The 25,383-nt window shown below is 68.8% G+C and carries 27 protein-coding genes; 16 read left to right on the top strand and 11 right to left on the bottom strand.

The window, feature by feature from the left end; all coding sequences use genetic code 11:
- Positions 1 to 64: 64 nt before the first annotated feature.
- On the top strand, positions 65 to 571 hold the full coding sequence (locus ACH4S9_RS08385; protein WP_358843352.1) for a hypothetical protein: 507 nt from the start codon (positions 65 to 67) through the stop codon (positions 569 to 571).
- 442 nt (positions 572 to 1,013) lie between these two features.
- Here the strand turns inward: ACH4S9_RS08385 and ACH4S9_RS08390 are convergent, their stop codons facing one another.
- The 3 genes from ACH4S9_RS08390 to ACH4S9_RS08400 form a co-directional block, all read right to left on the bottom strand.
- Entirely contained in the window at positions 1,014 to 1,802 is a 789-nt protein-coding gene (locus ACH4S9_RS08390; protein ID WP_398370669.1) for a hypothetical protein, read from the bottom strand.
- A 283-nt stretch (positions 1,803 to 2,085) separates the two neighbouring features.
- Positions 2,086 to 2,220, bottom strand: a complete 135-nt coding sequence (locus ACH4S9_RS08395; RefSeq protein ID WP_385342501.1) for a DUF397 domain-containing protein — start codon at positions 2,218 to 2,220, stop codon at positions 2,086 to 2,088.
- Complete coding sequence (locus ACH4S9_RS08400; RefSeq protein ID WP_398370671.1) at positions 2,177 to 3,091, bottom strand: Scr1 family TA system antitoxin-like transcriptional regulator; 915 nt, start codon at positions 3,089 to 3,091, stop codon at positions 2,177 to 2,179. Before ACH4S9_RS08400 ends, ACH4S9_RS08395 begins: the two co-directional genes overlap by 44 nt.
- A 180-nt stretch (positions 3,092 to 3,271) precedes the next feature.
- Here ACH4S9_RS08400 and ACH4S9_RS08405 point away from each other — a divergent pair, with 180 nt between their 5' ends.
- Positions 3,272 to 3,706: an ATP-binding protein gene (locus tag ACH4S9_RS08405; RefSeq protein ID WP_398371787.1), complete on the top strand. Its 435-nt coding sequence runs from the start codon at positions 3,272 to 3,274 to the stop codon at positions 3,704 to 3,706.
- A gap of 19 nt (positions 3,707 to 3,725) precedes the next feature.
- Here ACH4S9_RS08405 and ACH4S9_RS08410 read toward each other — a convergent pair whose 3' ends face one another.
- From ACH4S9_RS08410 to ACH4S9_RS08420, 3 genes are all read right to left on the bottom strand, one after another.
- Positions 3,726 to 3,965 carry a prevent-host-death protein gene (locus ACH4S9_RS08410; RefSeq protein ID WP_385342507.1) on the bottom strand — a complete coding sequence of 80 codons (240 nt, stop codon included), beginning with the start codon at positions 3,963 to 3,965 and terminating at the stop codon, positions 3,726 to 3,728.
- 63 nt (positions 3,966 to 4,028) lie between these two features.
- Positions 4,029 to 6,287, bottom strand: coding sequence for a protein kinase (locus ACH4S9_RS08415; RefSeq protein ID WP_385342509.1), 2,259 nt, complete (start codon positions 6,285 to 6,287; stop codon positions 4,029 to 4,031).
- A gap of 240 nt (positions 6,288 to 6,527) precedes the next feature.
- Positions 6,528 to 7,034: a hypothetical protein gene (locus ACH4S9_RS08420; protein ID WP_385342511.1), complete on the bottom strand. Its 507-nt coding sequence runs from the start codon at positions 7,032 to 7,034 to the stop codon at positions 6,528 to 6,530.
- Between the two features lie 315 nt (positions 7,035 to 7,349).
- Here ACH4S9_RS08420 and ACH4S9_RS08425 point away from each other — a divergent pair, with 315 nt between their 5' ends.
- Positions 7,350 to 8,072, top strand: coding sequence for a VOC family protein (locus ACH4S9_RS08425; RefSeq protein ID WP_398370674.1), 723 nt, complete (start codon positions 7,350 to 7,352; stop codon positions 8,070 to 8,072).
- A 78-nt stretch (positions 8,073 to 8,150) separates the two neighbouring features.
- Here the strand turns inward: ACH4S9_RS08425 and ACH4S9_RS08430 are convergent, their stop codons facing one another.
- Complete coding sequence (locus ACH4S9_RS08430; protein ID WP_311730287.1) at positions 8,151 to 8,621, bottom strand: hemerythrin domain-containing protein; 471 nt, start codon at positions 8,619 to 8,621, stop codon at positions 8,151 to 8,153.
- Positions 8,622 to 8,866: 245 nt separating this feature from the next.
- Between ACH4S9_RS08430 and ACH4S9_RS08435 the strand changes: the two genes are divergently transcribed.
- The 10 genes from ACH4S9_RS08435 (at position 8,867) to ACH4S9_RS08480 (ending at position 20,462) form a co-directional block, all read left to right on the top strand.
- On the top strand, positions 8,867 to 9,592 hold the full coding sequence (locus ACH4S9_RS08435) for a DUF4232 domain-containing protein (protein ID WP_398370676.1): 726 nt from the start codon (positions 8,867 to 8,869) through the stop codon (positions 9,590 to 9,592).
- Between the two features lie 212 nt (positions 9,593 to 9,804).
- The gene (gene dctA / locus ACH4S9_RS08440) at positions 9,805 to 11,193 is read left to right on the top strand and encodes a C4-dicarboxylate transporter DctA (protein ID WP_311730289.1); all 1,389 of its coding nucleotides are present in this window, start codon (positions 9,805 to 9,807) and stop codon (positions 11,191 to 11,193) included.
- A gap of 71 nt (positions 11,194 to 11,264) precedes the next feature.
- A complete protein-coding gene (locus tag ACH4S9_RS08445) occupies positions 11,265 to 12,176 on the top strand; it encodes a LysR family transcriptional regulator (RefSeq protein WP_311730290.1) in 912 nt (303 codons plus the stop codon).
- A 142-nt stretch (positions 12,177 to 12,318) separates the two neighbouring features.
- Positions 12,319 to 13,401, top strand: coding sequence for a tartrate dehydrogenase (locus tag ACH4S9_RS08450; RefSeq protein WP_398370679.1), 1,083 nt, complete (start codon positions 12,319 to 12,321; stop codon positions 13,399 to 13,401).
- Between the two features lie 244 nt (positions 13,402 to 13,645).
- Complete coding sequence (locus ACH4S9_RS08455; protein WP_311730292.1) at positions 13,646 to 14,374, top strand: Crp/Fnr family transcriptional regulator; 729 nt, start codon at positions 13,646 to 13,648, stop codon at positions 14,372 to 14,374.
- A 183-nt stretch (positions 14,375 to 14,557) separates the two neighbouring features.
- Positions 14,558 to 15,235, top strand: a complete 678-nt coding sequence (locus ACH4S9_RS08460) for a hypothetical protein (RefSeq protein ID WP_398370681.1) — start codon at positions 14,558 to 14,560, stop codon at positions 15,233 to 15,235.
- Positions 15,228 to 17,420, top strand: a complete 2,193-nt coding sequence (locus ACH4S9_RS08465) for a hypothetical protein (protein WP_311730294.1) — start codon at positions 15,228 to 15,230, stop codon at positions 17,418 to 17,420. Before ACH4S9_RS08460 ends, ACH4S9_RS08465 begins: the two co-directional genes overlap by 8 nt.
- Before the next feature lie 72 nt (positions 17,421 to 17,492).
- Positions 17,493 to 18,572 (top strand): hypothetical protein, encoded by a 1,080-nt coding sequence (locus tag ACH4S9_RS08470; RefSeq protein WP_311726486.1) that lies wholly within the window; start codon positions 17,493 to 17,495, stop codon positions 18,570 to 18,572.
- Positions 18,565 to 19,869 carry a DUF4407 domain-containing protein gene (locus ACH4S9_RS08475; RefSeq protein WP_311726485.1) on the top strand — a complete coding sequence of 435 codons (1,305 nt, stop codon included), beginning with the start codon at positions 18,565 to 18,567 and terminating at the stop codon, positions 19,867 to 19,869. Before ACH4S9_RS08470 ends, ACH4S9_RS08475 begins: the two co-directional genes overlap by 8 nt.
- A 77-nt stretch (positions 19,870 to 19,946) precedes the next feature.
- Positions 19,947 to 20,462 (top strand): Pycsar system effector family protein, encoded by a 516-nt coding sequence (locus ACH4S9_RS08480; protein ID WP_398370684.1) that lies wholly within the window; start codon positions 19,947 to 19,949, stop codon positions 20,460 to 20,462.
- A 33-nt stretch (positions 20,463 to 20,495) separates the two neighbouring features.
- Here the strand turns inward: ACH4S9_RS08480 and ACH4S9_RS08485 are convergent, their stop codons facing one another.
- The 4 genes from ACH4S9_RS08485 to ACH4S9_RS08500 form a co-directional block, all read right to left on the bottom strand.
- Complete coding sequence (locus ACH4S9_RS08485) at positions 20,496 to 20,924, bottom strand: helix-turn-helix transcriptional regulator (RefSeq protein WP_398370686.1); 429 nt, start codon at positions 20,922 to 20,924, stop codon at positions 20,496 to 20,498.
- A 46-nt stretch (positions 20,925 to 20,970) separates the two neighbouring features.
- Positions 20,971 to 21,381 carry a VOC family protein gene (locus ACH4S9_RS08490; RefSeq protein WP_398370688.1) on the bottom strand — a complete coding sequence of 137 codons (411 nt, stop codon included), beginning with the start codon at positions 21,379 to 21,381 and terminating at the stop codon, positions 20,971 to 20,973.
- A gap of 61 nt (positions 21,382 to 21,442) precedes the next feature.
- On the bottom strand, positions 21,443 to 22,921 hold the full coding sequence (locus tag ACH4S9_RS08495; RefSeq protein WP_398370690.1) for a WD40 repeat domain-containing protein: 1,479 nt from the start codon (positions 22,919 to 22,921) through the stop codon (positions 21,443 to 21,445).
- Positions 22,872 to 23,339 carry an ArsI/CadI family heavy metal resistance metalloenzyme gene (locus ACH4S9_RS08500; protein ID WP_385342525.1) on the bottom strand — a complete coding sequence of 156 codons (468 nt, stop codon included), beginning with the start codon at positions 23,337 to 23,339 and terminating at the stop codon, positions 22,872 to 22,874. Before ACH4S9_RS08500 ends, ACH4S9_RS08495 begins: the two co-directional genes overlap by 50 nt.
- A gap of 79 nt (positions 23,340 to 23,418) precedes the next feature.
- On the opposite strand from ACH4S9_RS08500, the gene ACH4S9_RS08505 reads away from it, so the two are divergent.
- From ACH4S9_RS08505 to ACH4S9_RS08515, 3 genes are read left to right on the top strand one after another with little or no spacing between them, the layout of a single operon-like run.
- Positions 23,419 to 23,823, top strand: coding sequence for an ArsR/SmtB family transcription factor (locus tag ACH4S9_RS08505; RefSeq protein WP_398370693.1), 405 nt, complete (start codon positions 23,419 to 23,421; stop codon positions 23,821 to 23,823).
- Positions 23,820 to 24,947 (top strand): ACR3 family arsenite efflux transporter, encoded by a 1,128-nt coding sequence (gene arsB / locus ACH4S9_RS08510; protein ID WP_398370695.1) that lies wholly within the window; start codon positions 23,820 to 23,822, stop codon positions 24,945 to 24,947. Before ACH4S9_RS08505 ends, arsB begins: the two co-directional genes overlap by 4 nt.
- Entirely contained in the window at positions 24,940 to 25,365 is a 426-nt protein-coding gene (locus tag ACH4S9_RS08515; RefSeq protein ID WP_398370697.1) for an arsenate reductase ArsC, read from the top strand. Before arsB ends, ACH4S9_RS08515 begins: the two co-directional genes overlap by 8 nt.
- The last annotated feature ends 18 nt before the right edge of the window (positions 25,366 to 25,383 follow it).

Raw genomic sequence — 25,383 nt, forward strand, 5'->3', positions numbered from 1 at the left:
ACGCCACGGGGCGTTCGCCGGATCGGTGTTCACATCTCCACTCATCCGGAAGGACACATTCACCATGACCACACACAGGCGTACCGGGCTCGCCCTCGCAGCCGTCATGTGCGGCGCGGCGGTCGCCGCCGGCCCGGCCGCGGAGGCCATCGCGGCTCCCGCGCCGACCTCGGCTTCGAGCGCGGTCATCCAGCAGTCGGTCTCGGCGCAGGGCTCCACGGACACGGCGAAGGGAGCGGCCACCGTGCAGGCGGCGGCCCACCGTCAGTGGCGGAGCTGGATCTCCGGCGACTACCTCAACAGGCACGGCAAGAAGTGGGTGTCCCAGCCCTACAAGTCGAAGGGCAAGTGGGCGGGCGCGTTCGTGCGGTGCTACAACAACCGCGCGCAGATGCGGGTGCGGATCCTGAACGTCGATGCCGGACGGTACATCGCGGACAAGAAGGAGCGGTGCAACCGCGACGCCAGCATCAAGGTCTGGACGAAGAACTTCCAGCGCCAGGACCGCCTGAAGATCATCCTCCTGGGCAACCAGGGCTCCTACGTCTCGGCCTACTACAAGACCCGGTGAGCAGAGCGGCGCCGGGCCGGGAAGCCATACGCCCACCCGGCGCCGCCCACCTCCGCATCAGGGCCCACAGGGCGTGGGCCCGTGACTGAACACCATCTCTGACCTGCGCGGACATTCCTGGACTGTCCCGGACGCCCGGAATCGTTGCCGTAGCCGCCGGACACTCGGAGGCTGTTGCTCACCGCCTCGTGGCGGCAGCCCCGCGTCGGCATCCGTCGATGTCAGCGACGGCAGGCAAGCGGCTCAGGCCCCCGGACCTCCGAGACGTCCGGTACGTGTCCGCGCCGCAATCCACTTCATCAGCGATCCAGCGATCCAAGGAGCATCACCATGCACAGCACACTCGTGAAGTCGACGTTCCACGGCCGGTTTCAGCATCAGGAAGAGGAGGACGATTACTACCAGGGCCGCTGTTGCCGCCCATCGACTGCCTGCTGAAGTGTCAGCAGGCCACGGACAGGTCTCTACAGTCGCGGCAGCGGGTGGGTTCTGCCGCACGGAAGGCGCGTTCGCAGCCGTCGCAGGTCTGCCAGGGCAGGGGAGTGGCCGGGGGTGTGCGGGGCACGTGAGCGGGGGAGTCGGGGACGGGGAGGGGCGGTTCGCCGAGGCGGAAGGCCAGGATGCGGGCCGGGCGGGAGCGTAAGCAATCCGGGAGGCCGGTCGTGAGCGCGCCGGTGATCTGCCTCGGCCCCACGCCCGCAGCGAGCCACTGCGTGACGGCCGGGGCCAGCTCGGCCACCTCGCGCCCGGAAAGGATCAGCCGTGGGTCGGCGATCCGCAGCGAGGTGAGGACGGCGACGGCCTGCTCGTCGGCCTCGCCGAGTGGCGGCGGGGGAGCGGGTGCGGGGGTGGGTTCCGGCGCTGGTGGTGCGGGCAGGTCGCGTTGCGGTACGTCGCGGAAGTACGTACGCGTACGAATCAGCCCGCCGGGCCCGCGCTGGCGGCGCCGCTCCAGATAACCGGCGGCCTCCAACTCCCTGAGCGCCCGCGAGATCAGGATCTCGCCCTCCGTGAAGTGCTCGCACAGTGCGGCGATGCTCACGGGTGCGCCATCCGGCAGCGAGAGGATGTAGGCCGCGACGCCGATCGTGACCGCGCTTCCGCGCCGTTGCGCGAGGGCGTTCGAGATCACCGTGAAGTTGGCGTCGAGTCGAGTACGGATGTGGATCACGCCGGAGGTCGATGCTCCGGCGTCGGCGCGCGCATGCGCGTTAGACTGCGGCTCAGCCATCGGGAAGGTCTCTTCTTCCTGATCGGTCAGGCCCTCGTTCGGGATGCCAGTCCCGGCCGGGGGCCGTCGTCTGTTTGGGGTTGTTTCGGCGAACGTAACCGCATGCATCCCGCACCCGCAAGCCGGTCACTCGTACGGGTGATGCGGGGGAAGGGAGGGTGGGTGGGGGGTTCTTTTCCTCAGGTTCTTTAGGGGAGTTCGTGGCCCACCGGGCCCCCGCGCACGAGGACCCGGCGGGGCGGGAACACCGACTACGGCTGACTTCGACCGGCTCCCGGTGGGCTCAGGGACGGTGGCCGGTCTTCAGTCTGGTTATGAAGACCGCCCAGGATGTCATCGGGAAGAGCAGCGCCGGGCCTTGAGGGTTCTTGCTGTCACGGACTGGTACGACGCCGGGGATCCCGTCGGCCACCTCCACGCAGTTGCCACCCTCCTGATTGCTGTAGCTGCTTTTGCGCCAGGCGGCGCCGTTCAGATCGGGACGGGACACTCGCTCCACGGTGGTTGCCCTCCATCACGGATCGGATCATGTCGAGAGACATGTATGGGGGCAGAGATACTGCCCGCAGCCGATCGTAGGTCACCGCAAAGCGCCTTACTTCGCTTGGTTCTTCGATGAGTTGGCCGTAATGGGCGCCTTCGGTGTAGGTCACTTCCGAGCTGTCCGGCAACGTCAGCACGGTCATGGAACCGCCCATCACGTCGTGCTCGCCCTGCTCGAACGGCAGCACCTGCACGGTGATGTGGCGCTGCTCCGATGCCTCCAGCAACCGGGCCAACTGCTCCCGCATGACGGCCGCGCCGCCCACCGGACGTCTCAGTACTGACTCGTCCAGGACGACCCACAAGTCGGGCCGGTCGATGGACGTGAGCCGGTTCTGCCGACCGAGACGGGCGGCGACTCGCTCCTTCAAGTGCTCCTCGCCCGTGAGCGACAGACCAACACTCAGGACGGCCCTCGCGTAGTCGTCCGTCTGTAACAGGCCAGGGACGACATGCGCCGCGTACTCCTTGATCGACACCGCCCGTTCCGAGTAAGCCATGAACGCCCGCGACCAGTCCGGGAACGCCTCGCGGTACACGTACGGCCACATGTCGATCAGCAGGTTGTCCGCCCCGAGGGCGGACTCGAGCCTCTGCGTCAGCTCAAAGGTCGGTTTCGCTCCCAAGGCCCGCTCGATTTGAGTGATCCGGGAGCCGACCACGTGCGTCTTCGCGCCCAGCTCCACCTGGGTCAGCCCTGCGGCCATCCGGAGTCTGCGCACCTGCGAACCGAACAGCGCCGCCATGGACGACTGGGGATCAATACCTTTGGCCAAAACATCACTTCCGTTCCTTACGGGATGAGAGGTAATGCGTTACGGCCTTTTGAGCGTAGCCCTGCCAGGCGAACCTTGAGTACGGAACGTCACGATGCGCACACGCTGCGAATCGTGCGAAAGAGCGATGGACAGAAATGGACAACAACCGTGCTGAAGGCGACCACCACGCTGCCGGACGAAAGCGCGCAGCTCCCCTCGACACCGCGCGGGGCCCGGCTCGCCAGGAGGCTCGCCGTGCGGCGCATGGAGGAGTGGGGGTTTTCGCCCGCCTCGGACACGTCCTGCACCGTGTCGCTGCTGGTGGCGGAGCTCGCCTCCAATGCCGTACGCCACGGGCGCGTGCCCGGGCGGGACTTCCGGCTCCGCGTCACCGTCGAAGTGCCGACGCGCACCATTCGCATCGAGGTCTCGGACGCCCGCGAGGACCGGCTCCCGGCCAGGCCGCCGACTCCCTCAGCTGAGGAAGAGGCGGGTCGAGGGCTGCTGCTCGTGGAGCAGCTGGCCACGCGCTGGGGCGTGACCCCTCGTAACCCGGTCGGGAAAACGGTGTGGGCGGAGGTGGCGGTCGGGGCGTCCAGCTGACCGGTCCGCTTGGCTCGGCTCAACGGGCATAAGGGTCGTCCGGCTCCTGCTTGGTGGTGGCGTCCTGGTCGGCGCGGAAGGCGTTCAGCGAGATGTCGGGAGCAGTGCGGGGCATGGCCGCGAACTCGCCGCGCGGGACGAACCGCCTGCGGTGCCCGTCCCGCGTGAGGGTGAAGGCCTGAGCTTCCTGGGCGGCGTCCATGATCTCCTTGGACCTGGTGCGCAGATCGCGTTGGGTGATTTCAGGCTTTCCGCTCATATCGCCTACGGTAGTCGTCCGTGCCAGCCGGTGCTACAGGGTGCCAATGGCTTCGCGTCGGAACTACTCGCCCGCGCGGCCCGTCCCCGCGGTGGCCGACAGCGCGGTGATGCTGTCGCCGGTGGCGACGTAGAGCCGCCCGAAACCGGCCGCGGCTTCGAAGGTCTCCGACGGCTTGTGCTTCCACCGTGATTTACCGTTCGCCGCGTTCACGGCCCAGATGAACGGCCACCGATAGTCGTCGTCCGGCTCGTAGTAGTAGCCCACGTCGCTGGCGATCCGCTGGCCGACCAGGACGTAGACGGTGGAGTCGGCGACCAGGAGGTTCACCAGGCCGACCTTGCCTTCGGGCATCACGGAAGAGCGCCACTTCTCTTCACCGGACCGGGGGTCGAGCGCGTGGAGCGTCAAGGTCGTACGTCCGGCGGCGTCCGCGGTCTGCGTGGTGACAAAGACCTGCGAGCTGTTCGCGTTCGCCGCCGGGATACCGAAGCCTCCGTACCCTTTCGCGGGTCGTTTCTTGGTCCAGATCCGGTCTCCGGTGGCGGGGTCGAAGGCGGTCAGCCGGTCGGCCGCGTAGACGAGGGCGCCGCCCGACGCGCACAGGTTGGGGAGTTGGCTGACATCGCCCATGGCCTCGGGCAGAGGCGTCGTCCATCCCGGAGCGCCCTTCTTCCGGGCGTTGAGCACCTGGAGGCGGGCCTGCTGTCCGCTGCCGTAGGTGGAGAGCAGGTGAAACACCCGGTTCCCGGAGGGCGGCACGACCACGGTGGCGAATCCGGCGGACTTGGCGAACTCGCGCTCCCAGATCTTGCGGCGCGACGCGATGTCCACCGCCCAGACCATGTTGAAGTTTCCTCTTTCGATCGTGCTGCCGGTGGCGTAGACGATCCCGTCCCGCCCACCGGACATTGAGCCGATGTAATACGGGTGCGGGGCAACGGGCGCTGACCATGTCCGCTTCCCCCTCGCGAGATCCACGGCGACCACTTGTGCGTCCACGTCGCTCGCGGCATCGACGGGGAGCGGGCCCCCGGCGCCGAGATAGAGCATGCTGTCACGGACCACACCGGCGCAGACTCCCCTGGCCCCGAGGACGTCCACGCCCAGCAGCGGCAGTCTCCAGCGCGTGTTTCCCGCTGTGTCGAAGCTCCACACCGCTTCGGCGGACTCGTCCGAGTCCGGCCGAGCCCCGATCCACAGGACGCCGCCCTTGTGCGCGATGAGTGAGTCGATCCTCGGGACGCTGCTCCGCCACAGCGGACGCGCTTCCGCCACATCGGCGATCTTGGGCGTCGAGCCCGAGTCCGAGTCCGTGCCCCTGCCCTTGCCGCCGCCAAGGCTCTTCGCGGCGATCACCCCACCACCGATCAGGGCGGCCGCTCCTCCGGCCAGGCCCAGCATTGCCCGGCGGCTCGGTCGCCCGGCCGTCGGTGGCTGCGCGGCCGTCGGTGTCAGGGCGGCCGGCTCGGTGTCGAGCGCCGCGAACGGGACCCTGCTGTCCACGACTTCGGTGACCTGACTGTCCGGGGCCAGCGCGGCCAGGACGTCCGCGATGGCCGGCCGATCGTCCGGCTCCTTGGCCAGACACGCCTCGACGGTGTCCCGGAGAGCCCCCGAGAGGTTGCCGAGCCGCGGCGGTTCGTTGATGATCCGGTGCACGATCGCGGGAATGGTCTCCGCGTCGAAGGGGCCGCGCCCGGTGGCGGCGAAGCCCAGGACGGCGCCGAGCGAGAACACATCACTCGCGGGCCCGGCCTGGTCCGCGCGCACCTGTTCCGGCGACATGAACGCGAACGTGCCGATGACCACGCCCAGGGACGTCAGCGCACTGGCGTCCACGGAACGGGCGATGCCGAAGTCGATGATGCGTGGCCCGTCGGTCGCCATGATGACGTTGCTGGGCTTGAGGTCGCGGTGCACCAGACCACACCCATGGATCGCCGCCAGTCCTTCGGCGAGCCCGGCCCCCAGGGCGTGCAGGGCGTCCGGGGTGAGCGGGCCGTCCGTGGTGACGACCTCGTGCAGGGAGGGGCCGGGGATGTACGCCGTGGCCAGCCATGGCGATGTCGCGTCGGGGTCGGCGGCGATGACCTGCGCGGTGTGGAAGCCGCCGACGAGCCGCGCGGCCTCGACCTCCCGGGTGAAGCGGCGGCGGAACTGTGGATTCCTGGCGTGCTCGGGGCGGATCACTTTGACCGCGACGTGACGGCCGCCGGGAGATCTGCCGAGGTAGACCTGCCCCATGCCACCGGCGCCGAGCCGCCCCTCCAGGACGTAGGGGCCGACCTGGTCGGGGTCTGCCGGGAGCAAGTCGTCCATCAGCGTCCTTTCCGGCCCCGGGCGTCGTTCCCGGCCCCCATGCCCGCTGCCCCTGACCGGAGTTGTCCGGGGACGGTCGAGCGCAGTTTGCCAGACGACATGCGGTGAAGGGCAACGGAGCGGCGGAACCACGAGCCTGGACGGGCGGTCGGTCTGCTGCGATCAGCCGAGGAAACGCGTGTAGGCCCCCGGGGCGGCCAACGCCGCCCCGGAAGCCCCATCACTGCTGGTCGGTGCCGCCTAGAAGCCCTTGCAGCGGGCCCCCGACTGCCAGGGCGCCTTGGCGCCGACGCAGACGTAGACCACGACGCCCTTCGAGGAGGAGTCGCCCCACTGGAAGTGCTTGACTCCGCGCGAAGGCCCGTCCGTGGCCAGCGGCCCCGACCACTGGCGCACCCAGCGGCCGGTGTGCTTCTTGTCGTACCTCACGTACGCCCGGGCGGCCTTGCGGTCCCTGCTGCTGGTGTCCTGCACCCAGGAGGACGAGTAGTCGATGCGCGCGTTGTATCGGTTGTCCCAGCAGATGTGGGTGGCGGCGCGGGCCCCCGACACACTGCCGCGTGCGGAGCGGTGGTGCGGCCAGTTCCTGCCGCACTCCAGCCCCGCGGTCGGGGACGCGGTGGCGCTCTTCTCACTCGTGGCGGCCTTGGCGTCCGAGGACGCGGCGAAGGACGTGGTCGCCTGGGGGAGAATGAGGCTGCCCCCTAACACCGCTGTGCTTGCAGCGAGTATCAGCCTCTTGCTCATGGATATCACTCGATCCTTTGTCGCTTGTTGCTCCATGGGTCTTTGACCTGCGGGAGTGTTCTCCAGCAGGCGCTTGCGCGCTCTCGGCCCCCTGGACGCGCGGGCCACGGGCGCGGCTACGAGTTCATTCTGTGGACCGGGGGCGGTGACGTCGTTCGCCGAGAGCGCCCAGTACTTAGCTTTCGGCGCCAACTGCACATACCGGCACGTCGCGACCGAAACGCGGATGCGGGTGCCGTACGGACACCCCTAGGCTGCGCCCACGGGGAGGGCCAGGCGCTGTATCGACCATCAGTGGATCGGAGACCACGGGGTATGACCAGTCAACTTTTCGCGATCTGCTTCAACGCGACCCGGCCGTCGGACCTGGCGCGGTTCTGGTCCGGGGTCCTGGGCTGGGCGGTGGCCGACGGTCCGGACGACGATGTCGCTGTTCTGCCCCCTGATGCTGCCGGGTTCCGCATCCGTTTCCTGCCGAGCCAGGAGCCGAAGATCGGCCAGAACCGGGCGCACTTCGACCTGACGAGCACCTCCCCGGCGGATCAGCAGCAGACGGTGGCCAGGGCGCTGGAGTTCGGCGGGAAACACATCGACGTGGGCCAACTCCCGGAAGAGCGGCATGTGGTGCTCGCCGATCCGGACGGCAACGAGTTCTGCGTGATCGAGGCGGGCAACAAGTTCCTCGCCGACACAGGCTTCATCGGAGCGCTGGCCTGCGACGGTACGCAGGAGGTCGGTTACTTCTGGAGCGAGGCGCTGCGGTGGCCGCTGGTCTGGGACCAGGACCAGGAGACCGCGATCCAATCGCCGACCGGTGGTACGAAGATCACGTGGGGTGGTCCTCCGGTGGCGCCGAAGACGGGCACGAACAGGCTGTACTTCGAGCTGGCGCTCCCCGCCGACGCCGACTGGGAGGCGGAGGTCGATCGCCTGATCTCGCTCGGCGCGACGCGCACCGACATCGGCGAGGGTGACGGCGTCCGAGTGCTGATGCTCGACCCCGACGGCAACGAGTTCTCCGTAAGGAGGCCCCGGTAGCGGGGCTGGCTGTCGTCGGGTGGCCTGTGTTTCACAGGCGTTCGCCTGTGTCCGCCGCCATCCACGTCCGGTCCAGGGTCAGAGCGGGCCCAGCACCTCTCTGGGTACGGCTGCCAGCTCAAGGGTTTCGAGCACAGTGAGCAGTTGCCGCTCCTCGTAGCGGAAGTGGTTCTCCATGATCGCGGCGATGCCTTCGAGGTGCTGGTCGAGCTCCTCAGGCGGCGCGGCCCGGTCGACCGCGGCACGGAGGCTGCCGAGCAGGTGGGCGATCATCGAATGATCCTGCTCGAGCGAGCGCAGCACCGGGCGCAGTTCTGGGTGCGCGGCTGCGATGGCCGGGAACAAGGTGCGGTCTTCGCCCTGGTGGTGGCCGTCGAGAGCCGTGCAGAAGCCGTGGCAATACAGCAGCAGTTCACGGGTGGCCGATTCCCCGGGGGTGCCGTCGGCGAGGGAGGCGCGGGTCACGGACAGCGCCTCGCGTAGTCGGCGGTGCACCTGACGGAGTTCTTGGCTCCAGGCAACGAGCCTGGTCGTCTCGCGCTCAGTCACGCGAGAGCGAAGGGTGCGACGAGTACATCGTCGGCCTCCTTCGATCCGGCGCCTCCATGCCTGACACGGTCTGCCACCGGCACGCGACGCTTCCCGCACACTACCGCACTTGCTGGCGTCTTTTCCCTGGTCACTGTCGTGTTAGCGGGATGTTAGTGGGGCGGCAGTGGTGCGGTAGTGGCCCCGGCCAGAGTTGTTGTCGTACCGAGCAGACGACGACACCAACTGCCCTTGGGGGACCCGAAATGCGCTCCAACACCACTGCCCGTATCGCCCGCCGCCGCTCCTTCCGCGTTGCCGCCGCGGTCCTGACCGCGGCGGCCGCGCTGACCCTGACGGCCTGCAACGGTGACGCGAAGTCCGCGGGTCCGGCCGATGGGGCCCCGGCCGGGTCAAGCAGTTCCTCGGGTTCCTCGGGTTCCTCGGGTTCCTCGGGTTCTTCCGGTGGTGCGCAGGGTTCCGACGCGAAGGGCAAGGGTGGCTCGGAGGCGGGCGGCGAGCAGGCCGCCGCCGAGGGTGGCGGCAGGGCGCACGCGGGTGTCGAGCGGTGCCGGACCGAGAACCTGGAGGCCGCGTTCGCCACGGGTGAGGACGCGCTTCCGGTGCCGGATGAGGACGGGGGCTCGACGACCGCCTCGATCGTGCTGATCAACAAGAGCACCAGCTCCTGCCGGATCGGCGGTTTCCCCGGTGTGGACCTGACCTCGATCAACGGTGGCGAGCGCTGGTCGCTGGCCCGGTCCTCGCAGAAGTGGAGCTCCTTTGAGCTGGAGGGTGGCCAGAGCACCTCGTTCACCCTCAACCTTGCCTTCACCAAGGAGGAAGAGGGCTTCTACCAGCCGGCCTGGGTCGAGATCACCCCGCCCAACGAGACCAAGTCCCTCAAGATCGAGTGGCCCTGGGAGAACGACTCCCTCGTCGACCAGCGCGGCGCCACCCGCCCCGCCACCTTCGTCAACCCCATCGGCTGACCAACCCACAGTCGCCCACGGAAGCCATCAAGGTCCGCTGCCCCGGTGCGCCACACCAGGGCAGCGGACTTTCCGTTTCACCATCAGATAGGCGCTGCCTATACGGGGCATCGATTTTTGGTCGTGGACCCTCCCGCGGACAGCCCGGTTCACTGTGGCTCACATCAGCGCGGACCGATCGGGCTCGGCCTCGCGCGATCAGGGAGGCTGCAATGACGCATACCCCGGACACCGAGCGAGTCGCGGCGAAACCGTGGTACCGGCAGTTGTACGTCCAGGTGCTGGTGGCCATTGTGGTCGGCATCGTGCTGGGCTGGAGGTGGCCGGATCTGGCCACTTCCATGGAGCCGATCGGCACGACGTTCATCACCGCGATGAAGATGCTGATCGGCCCGATCGTCTTCCTGACCATCATCGGTGGGATCGCCGGGGTCGCGGACCTGAAGAAGGTCGGGCTCACCGGCCTCAAGGCGCTGACGTACTTCCAGGCCGGCACGATCGTCGCCCTGCTGACCGGGCTGGTGGCGATCAACGTCTTCCGCCTCGGCGACGGCGTACACGCCGACCCGTCGACCCTGGACACCTCGGGCGACGCCGGTCAGTACATCGCGAAGGGCGAGCACCAGCACTGGTGGGAATTCCTCACCAATATCGTGCCGAGCAACGTCTTCGGCCCGTTCGTCGAGGGCGACATCCTTCAGGTGATCTTCCTGGCGGTGATCTTCGGCATCGCGCTCAAGGCCGTGGGGAAGGCGGGCGAGCCGTTCATCGCGGGCGCCGGCCGGCTGACCGAGGTCGTCTTCAAGGTGCTGTCGTTCGTCATGAAGGCCGCCCCGCTCGGGGCCTTCGGCGCGATGTCGTACGCCATCGGGAAGTACGGTCTGTCCACGCTGACCAGCCTCGGATCGCTGATCCTGCTCTTCTACGCCACGTCCGTCCTGTTCGTCGTGGTCGTGCTCGGCGGTGTGCTCGCCGCGTATGTGAAGCTCAACATCTTCCAGCTCTTCCGCTACTTCAAGGAGGAGTTCTTCCTGATCCTCGGCACCTCGACCGCCGAGCCCGCGCTGCCGGGGCTCATGCGCAAGCTCCAGCACATGGGGGTCGAACGCTCCACGGTCGGGCTGGTCGTGCCGACCGGCTACAGCTTCAACCTCGACGGTGCGGCGATCTACCTCTCGCTCGCCACGCTCTACATCGCCCAGGCCACCGACACGCCCCTGTCCATCACCCAGCAACTCGGCCTGCTCGCGGTCATGCTGCTGACGTCCAAGGGCGCGGCCGGGGTGGCCGGCGGCGGTTTCATCGCCCTCACCGCGACGCTGTCGACGGTCGGGCACGTTCCGGCGGCGGGCATCATGCTCATCTTCGGCATCGACAAGTTCATGTCGGAGTGCCGGGCGCTGGTGAACTTCTTCGGCAACGCCGTCGCCACCCTCGTGGTCGCCAGGTGGGAGAACGGCGTGGACCTGGCGAGGGCGAGAGCGGTCCTCTCCGGCCGCGCGGCGGACCGACAAACCATGACCCCCGTGCCCGTCCAAGCCGGCCACGGATCCGGGCACGGCTACGGCCACGGCTACGGAGGTACGGAAACCAGCAGGTAGCGGTGGACCGGGCGGCGGCTGCCCGGCGGATAGGTTGGCCCTCCGCAGCCGAAAACGACCGGGGAGGCACCATGGACGCCCGGCAGCTCGAGTACTTCCTGGCCATCGTCGACCACGGCGGCTTCAGCAAGGCCGCCGCCGCGCTGCACGTGGCACAGCCCTCGCTCTCCCAGGCCATGGCCAACCTGGAGGCCGACCTCGGGGTGGCCCTCTTTCACCGGGTCGGCAGGGGAGTGGTGCTCAGTGAGGCGGGCGCGGAGCTCCTGGAGCCCAGCCGGCGCGTCCTGCGGGACCTGGCCGCCGTACGGGACACCGCCGCCGCGCTCACCGGGCTGCACGGCGGCACCGTCGAGGTCGCCACCATGCCCTCGCCCGGCATCGAGCCGCTGACCACGCTCATCCAGCGCTTCGCCGAGCTGCATCCGTCCGTCACGGTGAGCACGCGGGCCGCCTTCACCCCGGACGAGGTCGTCTCGCTGGTCCGCAGCGGCGCCTGCGAACTGGGCCTGTTGGGCAGCGCCGCGCCCGCGCACCCGTCCGGGCTGGATGTCCTGCACGTCGAGGACCAGCCGTTCGTGGTCGTCGCGGCGCCCGGCGGGGCGATCGAGGACGGGGTCACGATCCGGCCCGAGGACCTCGCGGGGCAGAAGCTGATCGCGTCCCGTCCGGGCAGCCTGATGCGAAGCATCGTCGACGACATCACCGCGGGCGGCACGGGGACGGAGATCGTGGCGGTCGTCGACCACCGGACGTCCATCCTGCCGCTGGTCCTCACCGGGGTCGGCGCCGCCGTGCTGCCATCCTCCTGGACCCGGCTGGCGCGCCGCTGCGGCGCCGTGGTCGCGCCCATCGAACCGACCGCCCAGCTGCATGTGGCGATGGTCGGCCTGCCCGCCCACCTCACCCCCGCGGCCCACGCCTTTCTCGCCCTGACCAGGTCATTCGCCCAGCGGCGGGCGCGGAGCGACGGACCCGAAGGCTGACGCGCAACGCCTACGCGTAACGCTTGCGCGGAACCCATCGGCCGCACCTATGGGTCGCATCGGAAGCACATCTTGGACGCGCCGCGACCGCCCTGTGTTGACTCGAACCGACCGCACCCCAGCGAGCCGGAGGGCCGCCGCCATGACCGCACCTCGTACGTTCCGTATCGCCGCCATCCCCGCCGACGGTGTGGGCAAGGAGGTCGCCGCCGCCGGACGTGCCGTCCTGGACGCCCTGGCCGAGGACTCCGCCGGGGCCTTCGCGTTCGAGTGGGAGGAGTTCCCCTGGGGCTGCGAGTACTACGAGCGCACCGGCAAGATGATGGACGAGGACGGTCTCGACCAGCTGAAGGACTTCGACGCCATCTACTTCGGCGCCGTCGGCTGGCCCACCGTCCCCGACCACATCAGCCTCTGGGGCCTGCGCCTGAAGATCTGCCAGAGCTTCGACCAGTGGGCCAACATCCGCCCCGTCCACTTCCTCCCCGGCGTCACCAGCCCGCTGCGCAAGGCCGACGACACCGAGCTCGACTGGGTCGTCGTCCGCGAGAACAGCGAGGGCGAGTACGCCGGCCTCGGCGGCCGTAACCTCTCCGGGCGCGGCCAGGGCGGCGAAGTGGCCGTCCAGACCGCCCTGTTCACCGAGGTCGGCTGCGAACGCATCACGCGCTTCGCCTTCGACCTCGCCCGCACGCGCACCCGGCGCAAGGTCTCCTCCGTCACCAAGAGCAACGCCCAGCAGTACGGCATGGTGCTGTGGGACGACGTCTTCAAGCGCGTCTCCGCCGACTACCCGGACGTGGAGACCGAGAGCGTCCTCGTCGACGCGATGTCCGCGAAGTTCGTCCTCCGCCCCGAGGACCTCTCCGTCGTCGTCGCCTCCAACCTCAACGCCGACATCCTCTCCGACCTCGGTAGCGCCCTCGCCGGCAGCCTCGGCCTCGCCGCCAGCGCCAACCTCAACCCGGAGCGCCGCTTCCCCAGCATGTTCGAGCCCGTCCACGGCTCCGCCCCCGACATCGCGGGCCAGGGCCTGGCCAACCCGATCGGCGCGGTTGGCAGCGCCGCCCTGATGCTCGACCACCTCGGCCTCCCCGCCCAGGCCGCCCGCCTGCACCGGGCGATCGAGGCCACGACCGCCGCCGGCATCCTCACCCGCGACCTCGGCGGCACGGCCACCACCGACGACGTCACCAAGGCCCTCATCGACGGGCTGAACGCCTGACGGCGCTCAGCGGAATCTCCCGGCCGATGGGGCAAAGGGATTGGGCGTATCGCAACGGCCTGATCTTGAAACATGAAAATGGATATGGATCACGAGAGGCTTCCGCGGCCCTCTCAGCCGTCAAAGATCGTTTCGGGCATCGGCGCGAAAGCAGGCACGCCTGTTCGATCAATAGTGGGCGGTAAGGCGAATAATCAAGCCATGTACTTCCTGTCCACTTGCCTTCTCCTGCCCCGGCGACACCATGGTCTGGCTGCGCGAAAAGCGCATCGCACCGCAACCTGGGACGGTCGGGAGACGGATGAAATACGCGTGGCCGGATGCCACCTTCCTCGGGCGGCTGGGGAGCGGCGCCTTGGAAGATCTGCTGAGTCAGGGGACCCCCATGGAGTACCCGACTCATCGTCACCTCTTGCAGCAGGGTGATCAAGGTCGGCACGTCTTGCTGCTCACCCGCGGCGTGGTCAAGGTCGTCGCCAGTTCGGAGAGCGGTTACGAGATGCTGCTCGCCGTCCGGGTGGCCGGTGACTTCGTGGGTGAGATGGCCGCGTTCGAGGACCGCCCCCGATCCGGCACCGTCATCGCCTGTAGTGACGTGAGGGTTCGCGTCATCCAGATGCCCGCGCTGGAGACCTTCCTCACCCGCCACCCGGACGCGATGAAGGCCATGCTGGGCATGCTGAGCGGGCGACTGCGCTGGGCCAACCGGCGTCGCGTCGACTTCCGCGCCTATGACGCGACCACCCGACTGGCGCGGGTGATCGCGGAACTCAGCCGGACATACGGTTCGCGTGTGACGCTCAGCCAGTCCGAACTGGCCTCGCTCGCCGGGTTGGCCACGCCGACGGCCGAGAGGGCGCTCGCGTCTCTCTCCCGACGGGGGCTGGTGGAGCGCGGCTTCCGGCAGATTACGGTCTGTGATGTGCCGAAGCTCCTCGTGTTCGCCAAAGTATTTGATGAGAACCCATATTGAGATGGAATCAAGGACCGATCATCCTCCTAGCGTCTCCGGCAGCACTTCGCAGGAAGTGCCGTCAGAGAGAGGAATGGCCGGGTGGCCGAGTGGTCCGGGTTCTACCCCTGCACATGCGTAGCCGTTGACGCGCAGGTATACGGAGGCAACAACGACCGTAGACAGTCCGAGATCCAGCACGACTTGCCGCGGCTCCTTTCCCGAGCCGCGAGGAGCACCGGACTGGACCGTTCCCATTGGCAGATCCAGCGCAAGGGGGACGAGGAACTGGCCGTCCATCCCATGGACGGCACGGAGCCGCGCCTGGTCGACGACTTCGTCCGGCACCTGGTGTCCGAGCTGCGCGCGTACAACGAAGTGCGTGTCCCCTCCGCCCGGATGAGGCTGCGGGCCGCCGTCCACCACGGTCCGGTGGAACTGGCGGACAACGGGTTCGCCGGCTCGACCGTGGTCACCACCGCACGGCTGCTCAGCTCCCGTCACCTCTACGACGCCTTGAAAGCACACCACGGCGCCCACCTTGCGCTGCTGCTGTCCGACGACGTCTACCGGTCCACGGTGGCCGGCGGGCACACCACCCTCTCCGGCGCCGACTTCCGCCGTGTCGTCGTGAACGAGAAGGAGTGCGAGGCCGTCGCCTGGCTCCGCGTCCCGGGACACGATGCGCACGGGCCCGGATCCGGCCCCCGAACCGGCGGGCCCGCGACGCCGAGGCCGCGGCCGCCCGTCGACGACAACCGCGACAGCGACTCGATGGTCCGTAACGACTACCGGGGCGAGCAGATCAGCGTCACCAACTTCACCGCCCCCGTGGACCTGCGCGGCGGTGTCATCGGCTTCGGCGGGAGTACCGGTGGCTGACGACGCCGAGGGCTGGGACCTGTCGGACGGGCTCGGCGAACCACCCGTCCCCGGTCTTGAGGGGCCTCTTCAGGAACAGCAGGAGAGCCCCGGGCCGACGGAGCGGCCGGGCGACGACTCCGGCTCCCACCCCCGCGCCGAGAACGTGGAGCAGCCCGAGCCGGACGAAAAGGAGAAGGACGGCAAAGGCTACGACGACCTCCGCCGCGTCCTGGGACAGCAGACAGTTCACAACAACTTCTACGCTTCCGTGGACGCGTCCGGCGCGGCGTTCGGCTTCGGTACGGCCGCCACCCCCGGGCTCGCTCCCGGCTCGGTGGCGCCATCGGAGATCGACAAGGCGCTGCGGTTCTACCTGGGCCCGCAGCCGTGCTTCGACGAGGCGTTCGGCAAGCTTGAATCGGAGCACATCGTTGTCCTGACCGGCCAGGACAACAGCGGGCGCGCGGCAGGCTCCTTCGCACTGCTCAGAAAGATCACGGGCGGCGGGGCCGGACTGCGGAGTCTGTCGCCCGCCAACTCGCTGGCCGACCTGGCCGCGTCGCGTGACATCAAGGCCGGCCAGGCTTACGTGATCCTCGACTACGTCGGGGAGACGCATGTCGACGCGGTGCAGGCGTTCGGGATAAAGCGGCTGAGCGAGGAGCTACAGGGCAAGGGCTCCTACCTGGTGATCACGGCTGCCGAGGACACCCGGCGGCGGCTGGCGCTTCGGGACTACTGCGTCCCATGGCACACACCGGATCCACTGGAGCTTTTCCACCACTGCACCCAGCTGCCCTCGGCACCGGATGTCCCGTCGGACCTCCCGGCGGAGCTGCTGGAGCGCGTCAAGGAGCTGCGCCGCCCGGCGGACGTCGTCGCCGCGGCCACTGGACTCGCCGACGGACCGGACGTCGCGCTGAAGGCGCTGACGGACAGCGACAGGGAACTCGTCCGAAACTGGTTTCACAAGGAGCCGCCTGCCGGTGATCTGCTGCCACTGGCGGCCCTCGCGTTTCTGGAGGGAGTCCCGGAACGCACCTTCGAGCAGCATTCCGTCCAGCTCAGCGCCCATGTCCGCGACTGGGAGCAGACAGGTGAGCTCCCCGCCGCCGAGGCGGACGGCGCGGCCACGACCGCACGGCGCGGCGTGGTCTTCAGGCAGACCCGCGCCCGGTGGAAGGAACAAGCGGTCGGACTTGTGCGGACTGAGCGCCGAGCCGGTCCGGGACAGGATCCCAGCCGCAGCGAGCGGCGGATCGTCTTCCACTCACCTCGGATTCGCGAACTGGCCATCGCCGAGCTGCACGACCTGTACGGGTACGAACTCTGGTACCCACTGCGGCAGTGGCTCAGCGGGCTCTCGCTGGTTGACGACCTGGACGTCCGTGCCGAAGTGGCCCGTGGCGTCGCGCTGCTCGCCCGCCACGCGCTCGTCGAGGTGGACGAGAACCTCCTTCGGACCTGGGCCGGCGGCATCACCAGCCAGCGCGTGACGACCGCGCTCACGCTTCAGTTCATGTGCGACGACCCGCATCTGGCGCCTCAGGCGCTCAACGTGGCGCTGGGCTGGGCCGATCGAAAGGGGCCCGAGCGGGCCATCACATCGGCCATGGCACTCACTGGACGGCTCGGTTCGCTCTACCGCCTCGAAGCGCTTAACTGGCTGTGGTTTCTGACGCATCGGGGCGAGCGCATGGCCTTCGCCGCGCGCCGTTCGCTGGTCCTCCTCCTCCAGACCGCCGAGCGGGAGCCCGACCGCGCGGTGTTCATGCTCCGCTACGTACGCACTCGGATAGCCGGAACGCCCCGTCGGTCCACAGCCCGTTCCCATGCGCTGCGGGCAACTGTGCAACTGCTGGAGGCCCACCAGCTGGAGGGGACCGGCCCGCTCCCGGCCGCGCTGCTGAGCGGCATTCCGGATGGCGCGCGTCACCTCGGCTCGCTGTGGACCAGTGTGCTGCTCAGCGTCTGCCGTCGCAGGGCCGTCGGCGCCCTGTGCCGCACGCTGGTGGCACTGCGTGACGAACCTCAGGGCGCCGACGTCGTATGTCATCTCGGCGAGGCGATGCACGCGGAGATGAGTCCTCGGCAGTGGGATGCGCTGCGCAAGGACCTGCCCACCGCTTTGAACCACCCCGAGTACGCGATTCCCGGCGCCCGCGAGCTGGCCCATGTGCTGCTCGGATCGCTGAGCAACTAGCCGCTGGTGGGCAACCACCCCCATGTCCCCTTTCCTCAACACTGTCCCATCGCCTCAAGGAGGACGAAGCAAGTGAACTACCCGGTAGTCGCGGAGCATGTGCTCGGCGCAGTCCAGGGAAATTGGTGGTCGCGACGACGCCGTCGCGACGACGTGCCGGAGCTGCCGCCCGGCGCGGTCTACGTCTTCAGGGTCGGCGGGAACTACCGACAGTTCCCCGAAGGCATGGTGTTCGACCCGTCTCACGCCGACGTGCTCGACGCGTCATCGGTCAGCCTGGTGGACGTCAGGGCGCGGCTGGTGGAAGTCGAACGAACCGTTCCGTCGGTGAGCGAAGCCGACAACTTCACGATCCGGGCCTCCTTCACCTGCCAGGTGACCGACCCCACGGTCATCGCCCGGCAGGGGATCGTCGATGTGACCGTCCCGCTGCGCGCCTATCTCGCGGGCGACAGCGAGCTGCCCAGGTCGAGCGCCGGATATCGCGTGGAGGAGGTGAATGTGGTGCGTCGCGAGGTGACGCGCCGCCTGACCGCGTACAGCGCCATCGTGACGCCCCGTGTCGCCGGGATGAGCGTGGAGTTCGTCGGCGCCGAGGTACAGGTCTCGGAGGATCTGCGGACCTGGGAGCAGACACTGCGCGACGAGCGCCGCTCCCAGGAGCTCATCCGTGGCCAGCGTGACTTCGAGACGCAGGACGCCCAGCGAATAGCCGAGCTCCTCTCCCAGGGATCCGACTACGCGGACGCCTTCGGCATCGTCAGGGACCGGATCGACGTGGCCCAGGCGGCGGCACGGATCCACCAGACCGCCCACGAGGAGTCCGCCCGGAGCGAGCGGGCCGCTGACGGGGACCGGGCACACGCTCACGCCCTGGAGACGGCGCAGGCACAGATGCGGCGTGAGGTCGTACTCACCCTGCTGCGGCAGATGGGTTCCACTGACGACTTCATCGACTACCACCAAGTGCTCGATCAGGTGCTGCGGGACATGGGCGGACAGCTCGACCCCGGCCCCGGCCGCGCCGACCCGGCCGTTCGCGCCGTTGAGTCCGGGCGGGGGCGTTCCGGACCGAACGCGTCCAGGCGCACGGGAGGGCCAGGGCACCCGCAAGACGGCTTCATCAAGGATGAGGACGATCTCCTTGACTGACTCGGCGGCCTCAGCAGAGCCCTCACCCGGGCGTTTCGATCTGGCGCGCCGGTTGCGCACCCTGACCGGCGTCGACGAGGACCTGCTCGCCAGAGTCCGGTACGAGCGGAACAAGTACACGGCGCTCGGCGGAGTGGTGCTTGGCACCGCTGTCATCGCCGCCTTCTCCATGTGGAATTTCGCGACGGAGGCGCTGGGCCGGGCATCGTTTCTGGCCCTGATTCCGACCGTGATCTGGATGCTGTTCATCCTCAACCTCGACCGCTGGCTGGTCACCCCGCAACCGAACGCGCGACGCCGGGTCGGTCCGCTCCTGCTACGGCTGATGATCGCCCTGGTGCTCGGCGCCGTGATCGCCGAGCCACTGGTGCTGCGCATCTTCGCGACCGCCGTGGAGGAACGCATCGCGGACCACCGGAACAACGCCCTGGACCAGTTGCGGGGCAATCTGGTGCGCTGCAATCCCGTGCCGGATGGGACCGAGGTCAAGCCGGTCGCGGGCTGCGGCCGGTACGTCCTCACCTTCGGCTCGACGCCCGGCGGGCAGTCCGACGAACTCGCATCGATACGTTCGGACGCCGCCGCGCTCCAGAAGCGGGTCGACCAGGACAACGACAAGTTGGACGACATCGACGAGGAGGTCCGGGACGAGTGCCGGCGGCTGATCCGTGTCGCCTCCACCGGGCTCTTCCAGCGGACGTCCGAGTGTCTGCGGCTGCGGGAGACGGCGAAGGACTACCGGGCCACGCATCACACCGAGGAGAACGAGCGGCGCCTGGAGGCCATGAACGACCGCATATCCGAGATAGGGGGTCAGCTGACGACCTCGCGTGGCAGCTTCCTCCAGGAGCGGGCCAAAGGAGTTGAGCAGCGTCTCGCGAAGGAGCGGGCGAAACAAAAGGAGATCGGCGTCCTGGAGCGGATGCGCGCGCTGGACGAGCTGGCCGGCGGGAATCCGGTGCTCTTCGTCGGCATATGGCTGGTGAGGGTGCTCTTCGTACTCCTCGACGCGCTGCCCGTGCTGGTGAAGTTCCTCGGGGGCGAGAGCGCCTACGACCGGATGCTCACCAGCGAGAGCAACAGTGCAGTCAAGATCCACAGCGAGAGGTTGCGGCTGGCCGAGCGCCGGGCAATGGCGGATACCGAGATCGCCCAGGACGCGATTGAGCAGGAAGTCAGGCGGAGCCGGGCCGAGTCCGAAGCCGCCCACCGCGAGCACACGGCGGCGATGCATATCCGGGTCCGTCAGGCGGTGAACTCGCTGGAGGAAGAACTGCGGCGCACCTCGTCAGTCTGATCGCCGTCCGCGTAGCAGCAAGCCGCCCCGGCCTCAGCCCCGGGGCGGCCACCCGGACGTTCACGGAGGGAGAGGGCATGTCCACACGTGGGTCAGACGCGAGGTCCGGCCAGGGCGGAGAACTCGTACGCATTCTGATCACGGAGACCCGGGAGGAGCTGCTGAAGGCGGACAGCAAGGCGGGACTGATGCTCACCGCCCTGGGGGCGGCGCTGACCGCTCTGCTCGGCACGATCAGCGCCGGCGGCATCGCACCACAGAGGTACGCCCCGGTGCCGCAGATCCTCTTCTGGGCGGGATGCGCGGCGTGGGTGCCGGCACTCGTCATGTTCGGTCTGGCGGTGGCACCGCGTGCGGGAAAGCCGCAGCGGTCGCGTGCGCACTACTTCGGAGATGCCGCTGGGATGTCCTCCGTTGAGCTCTTCGCGGACCTCGTGCGGCAGACCGACCCCAGGGAACGAAACCTGAGCCAGTTCTTGACGCTGTCGCGTACGGTATGGCTCAAATACCGCTGCATACGGCACGGGATGGCCTGGAGCGCGGTCTTTCTTGTGCTCACCCCGTTCGGCCTGCTGACCGGGGCCTCGGCTTGACGGGTGGGCCGTCTCGCCGGCATCAGCGGCACATCAGGGCATGAGCGCCGGCGCTGTGAACCCACGGAAGTCCGGCGTCTCCGCCGTCTCGCTCGCCATCTGGCGCCGGTAGGCGCCGGGCGGCATGCCGACCAGCTCGGTGAAGCGGGTGCTGAAGGTGGTCAGCGACGCGCAGCCGACCTCGAAGCAGACCTCGGTGACGCTGAGATCCCCGCGGCGCAGCAGCGCCGTCGCGCGCTCGATGCGCCGTTTCATCAGGTACGAGTAGGGCGACTCGCCGTAGGCGAGCCGGAACTGGCGGCTGAGGTGTCTGGCCGACATGTTCACGCCGCGGGCGAGCGCCTCGACGTCCAGTGGCTGCGCGTGCTCCCGGTCGATCCGGTCGCGGACGCGGCGCAGCAGCGCGAGGTCGTCCAGACGCTGCGCCGCGGCGCGTGCACGCCCCCACGAGGGGTGACACATGAGAGAACTCCTTTCAACGTGCCTGCGGAGGTGGGCGGCTGATGGTTCAGCGCAGCTCCTGGATGCGGACCATGTTGCCCGCGGGGTCGCGGAAGGCGCAGTCGCGGATGCCGTACGGCTGCTCGGTCGGCTCCTGGACCACCTCGGCGTCGCCGGCCTGGACGTTCTCGAAGGTTGCGTCGAGGTCGTTGGTGGCCAGGAGGATCCAGCCGTAGGTGCCCTTGGCCATCATCTCGGAGATGGTGCGGCGCTCGTCGTCGGTGATGCCGGGGTCGGTGGCCGGGGGTGCCAGGAGGATGGAGGTGCCGGGCTGGCCGGCGGGGCCGACGGTGATCCAGCGCAGCTGGCCCCGTCCGACGTCATTGCGGACCTCGAAGCCGAGGATGTCGCGGTAGAAGGCCACGGACGCGTCCGGGTCGACATGCGGAAGAACGCTGGTGTGGATGGTGATGTCCATGCCGATGACGCTAGGTGCGCCTCCGTGACCGGCGCTTCTCGAATCCTGATCGATCTGGTCGTCAGCAGGGTGGTGCAGGCAAGCTGATGTCACCGCCGACGTGGCGGCTCCACACATCGGCCGCCGGCGTGTTTCTGGTGACGGCACAGATCCGCTTGATGTCCACGCCAAGGTCCATGTTCCACAGCCTGATCTCCTGGTCGTCCCCGCCGCTGGCAAGGGTCCGGCCGTCCGGGCTGAACGCGAGAGCGCGGATGACGCCGGTGTGGCCCTCCATCGGTTCGCCCAGGGGCGCCGCCTGCTGCGGATGGGAGACCTCCCACAGCCGGACAGTCGAGCCCTCGCTGGTCGCCAGTGTCCGCCCGTCCGGGCTGAAGACCGTGGTGGAGATGTGGCCTGCGAAGCCGGTCAGCGTTTTCAGAGCCCTGGGCCGCCTTGGGTCTGAGACCTCCCACAGCCGCACCGCGCCCGAGCCGCCGCCGACCAGGGTCTGCGCGTCCGGGCTGAAATCCAGCGTCGCGACGCCGGCGCCACTCAACGGCTCTCCCAGGGGCACAGCCCGGGTCCGCTCCGAGACGTCCCACAATCGCACCCGTGAATCGCCGGCGGCCGCGGCCAGCGTGCGCCCGTCCGGGCTGAAATCCAGCGCGTTGATCCCGCCGATGATGTCGATTCGAGGCCGCTTCAGGGGTTGGGGGCGGGCCGGGTCCGAGACGTCCCACAGGAACATGGAACCGTTGCCGGTGCCGGCGGTTTCAGCCTCGCTGCCGGTAGCCAGGGTGCGTCCGTCGGGGCTGAAGTCCAGCGCGCAGACGCCGCCGGGATGGCCGATCAGTTTTCTCAGGGCCTTGGGGCGCTTCGGGTCCGAGATGTTCCACAGCCGGAAGGCCATGCCCGCGGGACTGGTGACCAAGGTGCGCCCGTCCGGGGTGAACGCCAGGTGATCGATGTACTCGGCGCCCTGCACGGTTTGGCTCAGGGGCCTGGGCCTGGCGGGGGCGGACACGTCCCACAGCCGGAGTCCCGGATCGGTGATGGGTGCCACACCGCTACGGGGGTAGCTCCCCGTGGCCAATACGCGGCCGTCCGGGCTGAACGCCAGAGCACGTACCGACCCCGTGGTCTTGTCGTAGCCGGTCAGCGGTGAGCCGAGTGGCTTGGCGCGGTCCGGGTCCGAGACGTTCCACAGCCGCACCGTGCGGTCGAAGCCGCCGGTGGCCAGGGTACGTCCGTCCGGGCTGACCGCGAGGGCGCAGACGCCGGCACGGTGAGCGGTGACGGGCGTCGACAGGGGGGTGTTCCCGTAGGCGACCAGACGCGAGTAGGTCCCCCCGCTCGGGTGCGTCCGGTGGACGGCCAGGGTGAGTTGGGCCGCCGCGGACACGTCGGTGCCGCGCAGCCGGTCGGCGGCAGCCCCTTGAGGTGGGGAGGGGGCGCGGACTGCTGGGGCGCCTCGCAGAGTTGAAGCAGCCCGGGCCGCCGCTCCGGTATCAGGCGCGGTCTGCGGCGGCCTTGGGCGCCTCCGTGGCTGTGGGCTCACTCGTGCAACAGGCGTCGGTGGCGTCGAGTGCCGCGCTCTTGCCCATCTGGTCCGTGTCGCCCTTGACGGTGTAGACCTCCCAGGGTTCCTTGCCGGGGCCGTGGACCCAGACCTTGTCCTGGAGGGCGTAGCAGCATGAGGTGTCGTTCTCCTCGAACGTGGCGAGCCCCGCGTTCTTGAGCCGATCGGTGGCGGCCGTGACCTGGTTGGGGTCGGTGACCTCGACCCCGAGGTGATCCAGGCGAGTCTGCTGGCCCGCTTCGCCTTCGATCAGGACGAGCTTCAGCGGTGGCTCGGTGATTGCGAAGTTGGCGTATCCGGGGCGGCGCTTGGCCGGCCGGACCCCGAAGAGCTTGGAGTAGAACTCCACCGAAGCGTCAAGGTCGGGCACGTTGAGCGCGAGCTGAACGCGAGACATGAGGGGTCTCCCATCGGGCTGGATCGATGTTCTTCGATGCAAGATTGCGTGCTGGATCGAAAAACGTCAACATAGAAGTATGTCGAAACAAGAGCTTCCGGTGCTTGGTCAGGACGGCCTCGACGACTGCTGTCCCGGACTGCTGACCGCCCCGCTGGACGAGAGCCAGGCCGTCGAGCTGGCCAAAGTGTTCAAAGCACTGGGCGATCCGATCCGGCTCCGGCTGCTGTCCATGATCGCCTCGCGGGCCGGGGGTGAGGTCTGCGTATGTGACCTCACCCCCGCCTTCGAGCTCTCGCAGCCGACGATCTCCCATCATCTGAAGCTGCTGCGTCAGGCCGGGCTGATCGACTGCGAACGCCGTGGCACCTGGGTCTACTACTGGCTGTTGCCGGAGATGACCGACAAGCTCGCCGGAATCCTCACCCGCCCGGCCGGGCAGCCCCTGCCCGAGCCTGCCGGGGCGGCGGGAGACATCTCGTGACCGCCGACACCACGCCGCCGGCGGCCACCACGCTGCCGGTCGCCGCGCGTCTGTCGTTCGTGGACCGGTTCCTCGCCGTGTGGATCCTGCTCGCGATGGCCGGCGGTCTGGGCCTGGGGCGGCTCGTTCCCGGGCTCGGTGATGCCCTGGCGAAGGTGACCGTGACCGGCGTTTCCCTGCCGATCGCGCTCGGTCTGCTGGTGATGATGTATCCGGTGCTGGCCAAGGTCCGCTACGACCGCCTGGACACGGTCACCCGCGATCGCCGTTTGCTGATCCCCTCGCTCGTGCTGAACTGGGTGCTCGGCCCAGCGCTCATGTTCGCGCTCGCCTGGCTCTTCCTGCCGGACCTGCCGGAGTACCGGACGGGCCTGATCATCGTCGGCCTGGCCCGCTGCATCGCCATGGTCATCATCTGGAACGACCTCGCTTGCGGCGACCGCGAAGCCGCCGCCGTCCTCGTCGCCCTCAACTCCGTCTTCCAGGTGATCGCCTTCTCGGCGCTCGGCTGGTTCTACCTCACTGTGCTCCCCGGCTGGCTCGGCCTGGAACAGACCGCCCTCGACGTCAGCGTGTGGGAGATCGCGCGCAGCGTGCTGATCTTCCTCGGCATCCCGCTGGCCGCCGGATTCCTCACCCGGCGCCTCGGCGAGAAGGCCAAGGGCCGGGCCTGGTACGAGACGAGACTGATCCCGAGGATCGGCCCGTTCGCCCTCTACGGGCTGCTGTTCACCATCGTCGTGCTCTTCGCCCTCCAGGGCGATGCGATCACCTCGCGGCCGGTGGACGTGGCGCGGATCGCCTTGCCGCTGCTGGTGTACTTCGCCGTGATGTGGGCCGGATCCATGGCCCTGGGCAAAGCCGTGGGCCTGGACCATCCGCGTGCGACAACGCTGGCCTTCACCGCCGCGGGCAACAACTTCGAGCTGGCCATCGCCGTCGCCATCGCCACCTTCGGCGCCTCCTCCGGGCAGGCCCTGGCCGGAGTCGTCGGCCCGCTCATCGAGGTCCCGGTCCTGATCGGCCTGGTCTACGTGGCCCTGGCCGCCCGCCGCTACTTCCCCCCACCCCCCGCCATGGCCGCCGAGCACACGCCCGCCCGGGAAGGTTCCACCCGTGTCTGACACCCACAAGCCGTCGGTGCTGTTCGTCTGCGTCCACAACGCGGGCCGTTCCCAGATGGCCGCAGCCTTCCTCACCCACCTCGCGGCCGACCGCGTCGAAGTCCGCTCCGCCGGTTCGGCACCCGCCGAGCACGTCAACCCCGCCGTGGTCGAGGCGATGAATGAAGTCGGCATCGACATCGCCGCCGAGATCCCGAAGGTTCTGACCGCCGAAGCCGTCCAGGCGTCGGACGTGGTCATCACCATGGGCTGCGGTGACGCCTGCCCGTACTTCCCCGGCAAGACCTACCTCGACTGGAAGCTCGACGATCCGGCCGGACAGGGCGTTGAGGCGGTCCGGCCGATCCGCGACGAGATCCACGCCCGCGTCCAGCGCCTCGTCAGCGAAATCGAGATATCGCGGCGTCCCATGCGTTGAGGTAAGCCGGGCGTACGG

The sequence above is a fragment of the Streptomyces sp. NPDC021225 genome, assembly GCF_044332865.1.
Taxonomy (GTDB): domain Bacteria; phylum Actinomycetota; class Actinomycetes; order Streptomycetales; family Streptomycetaceae; genus Streptomyces.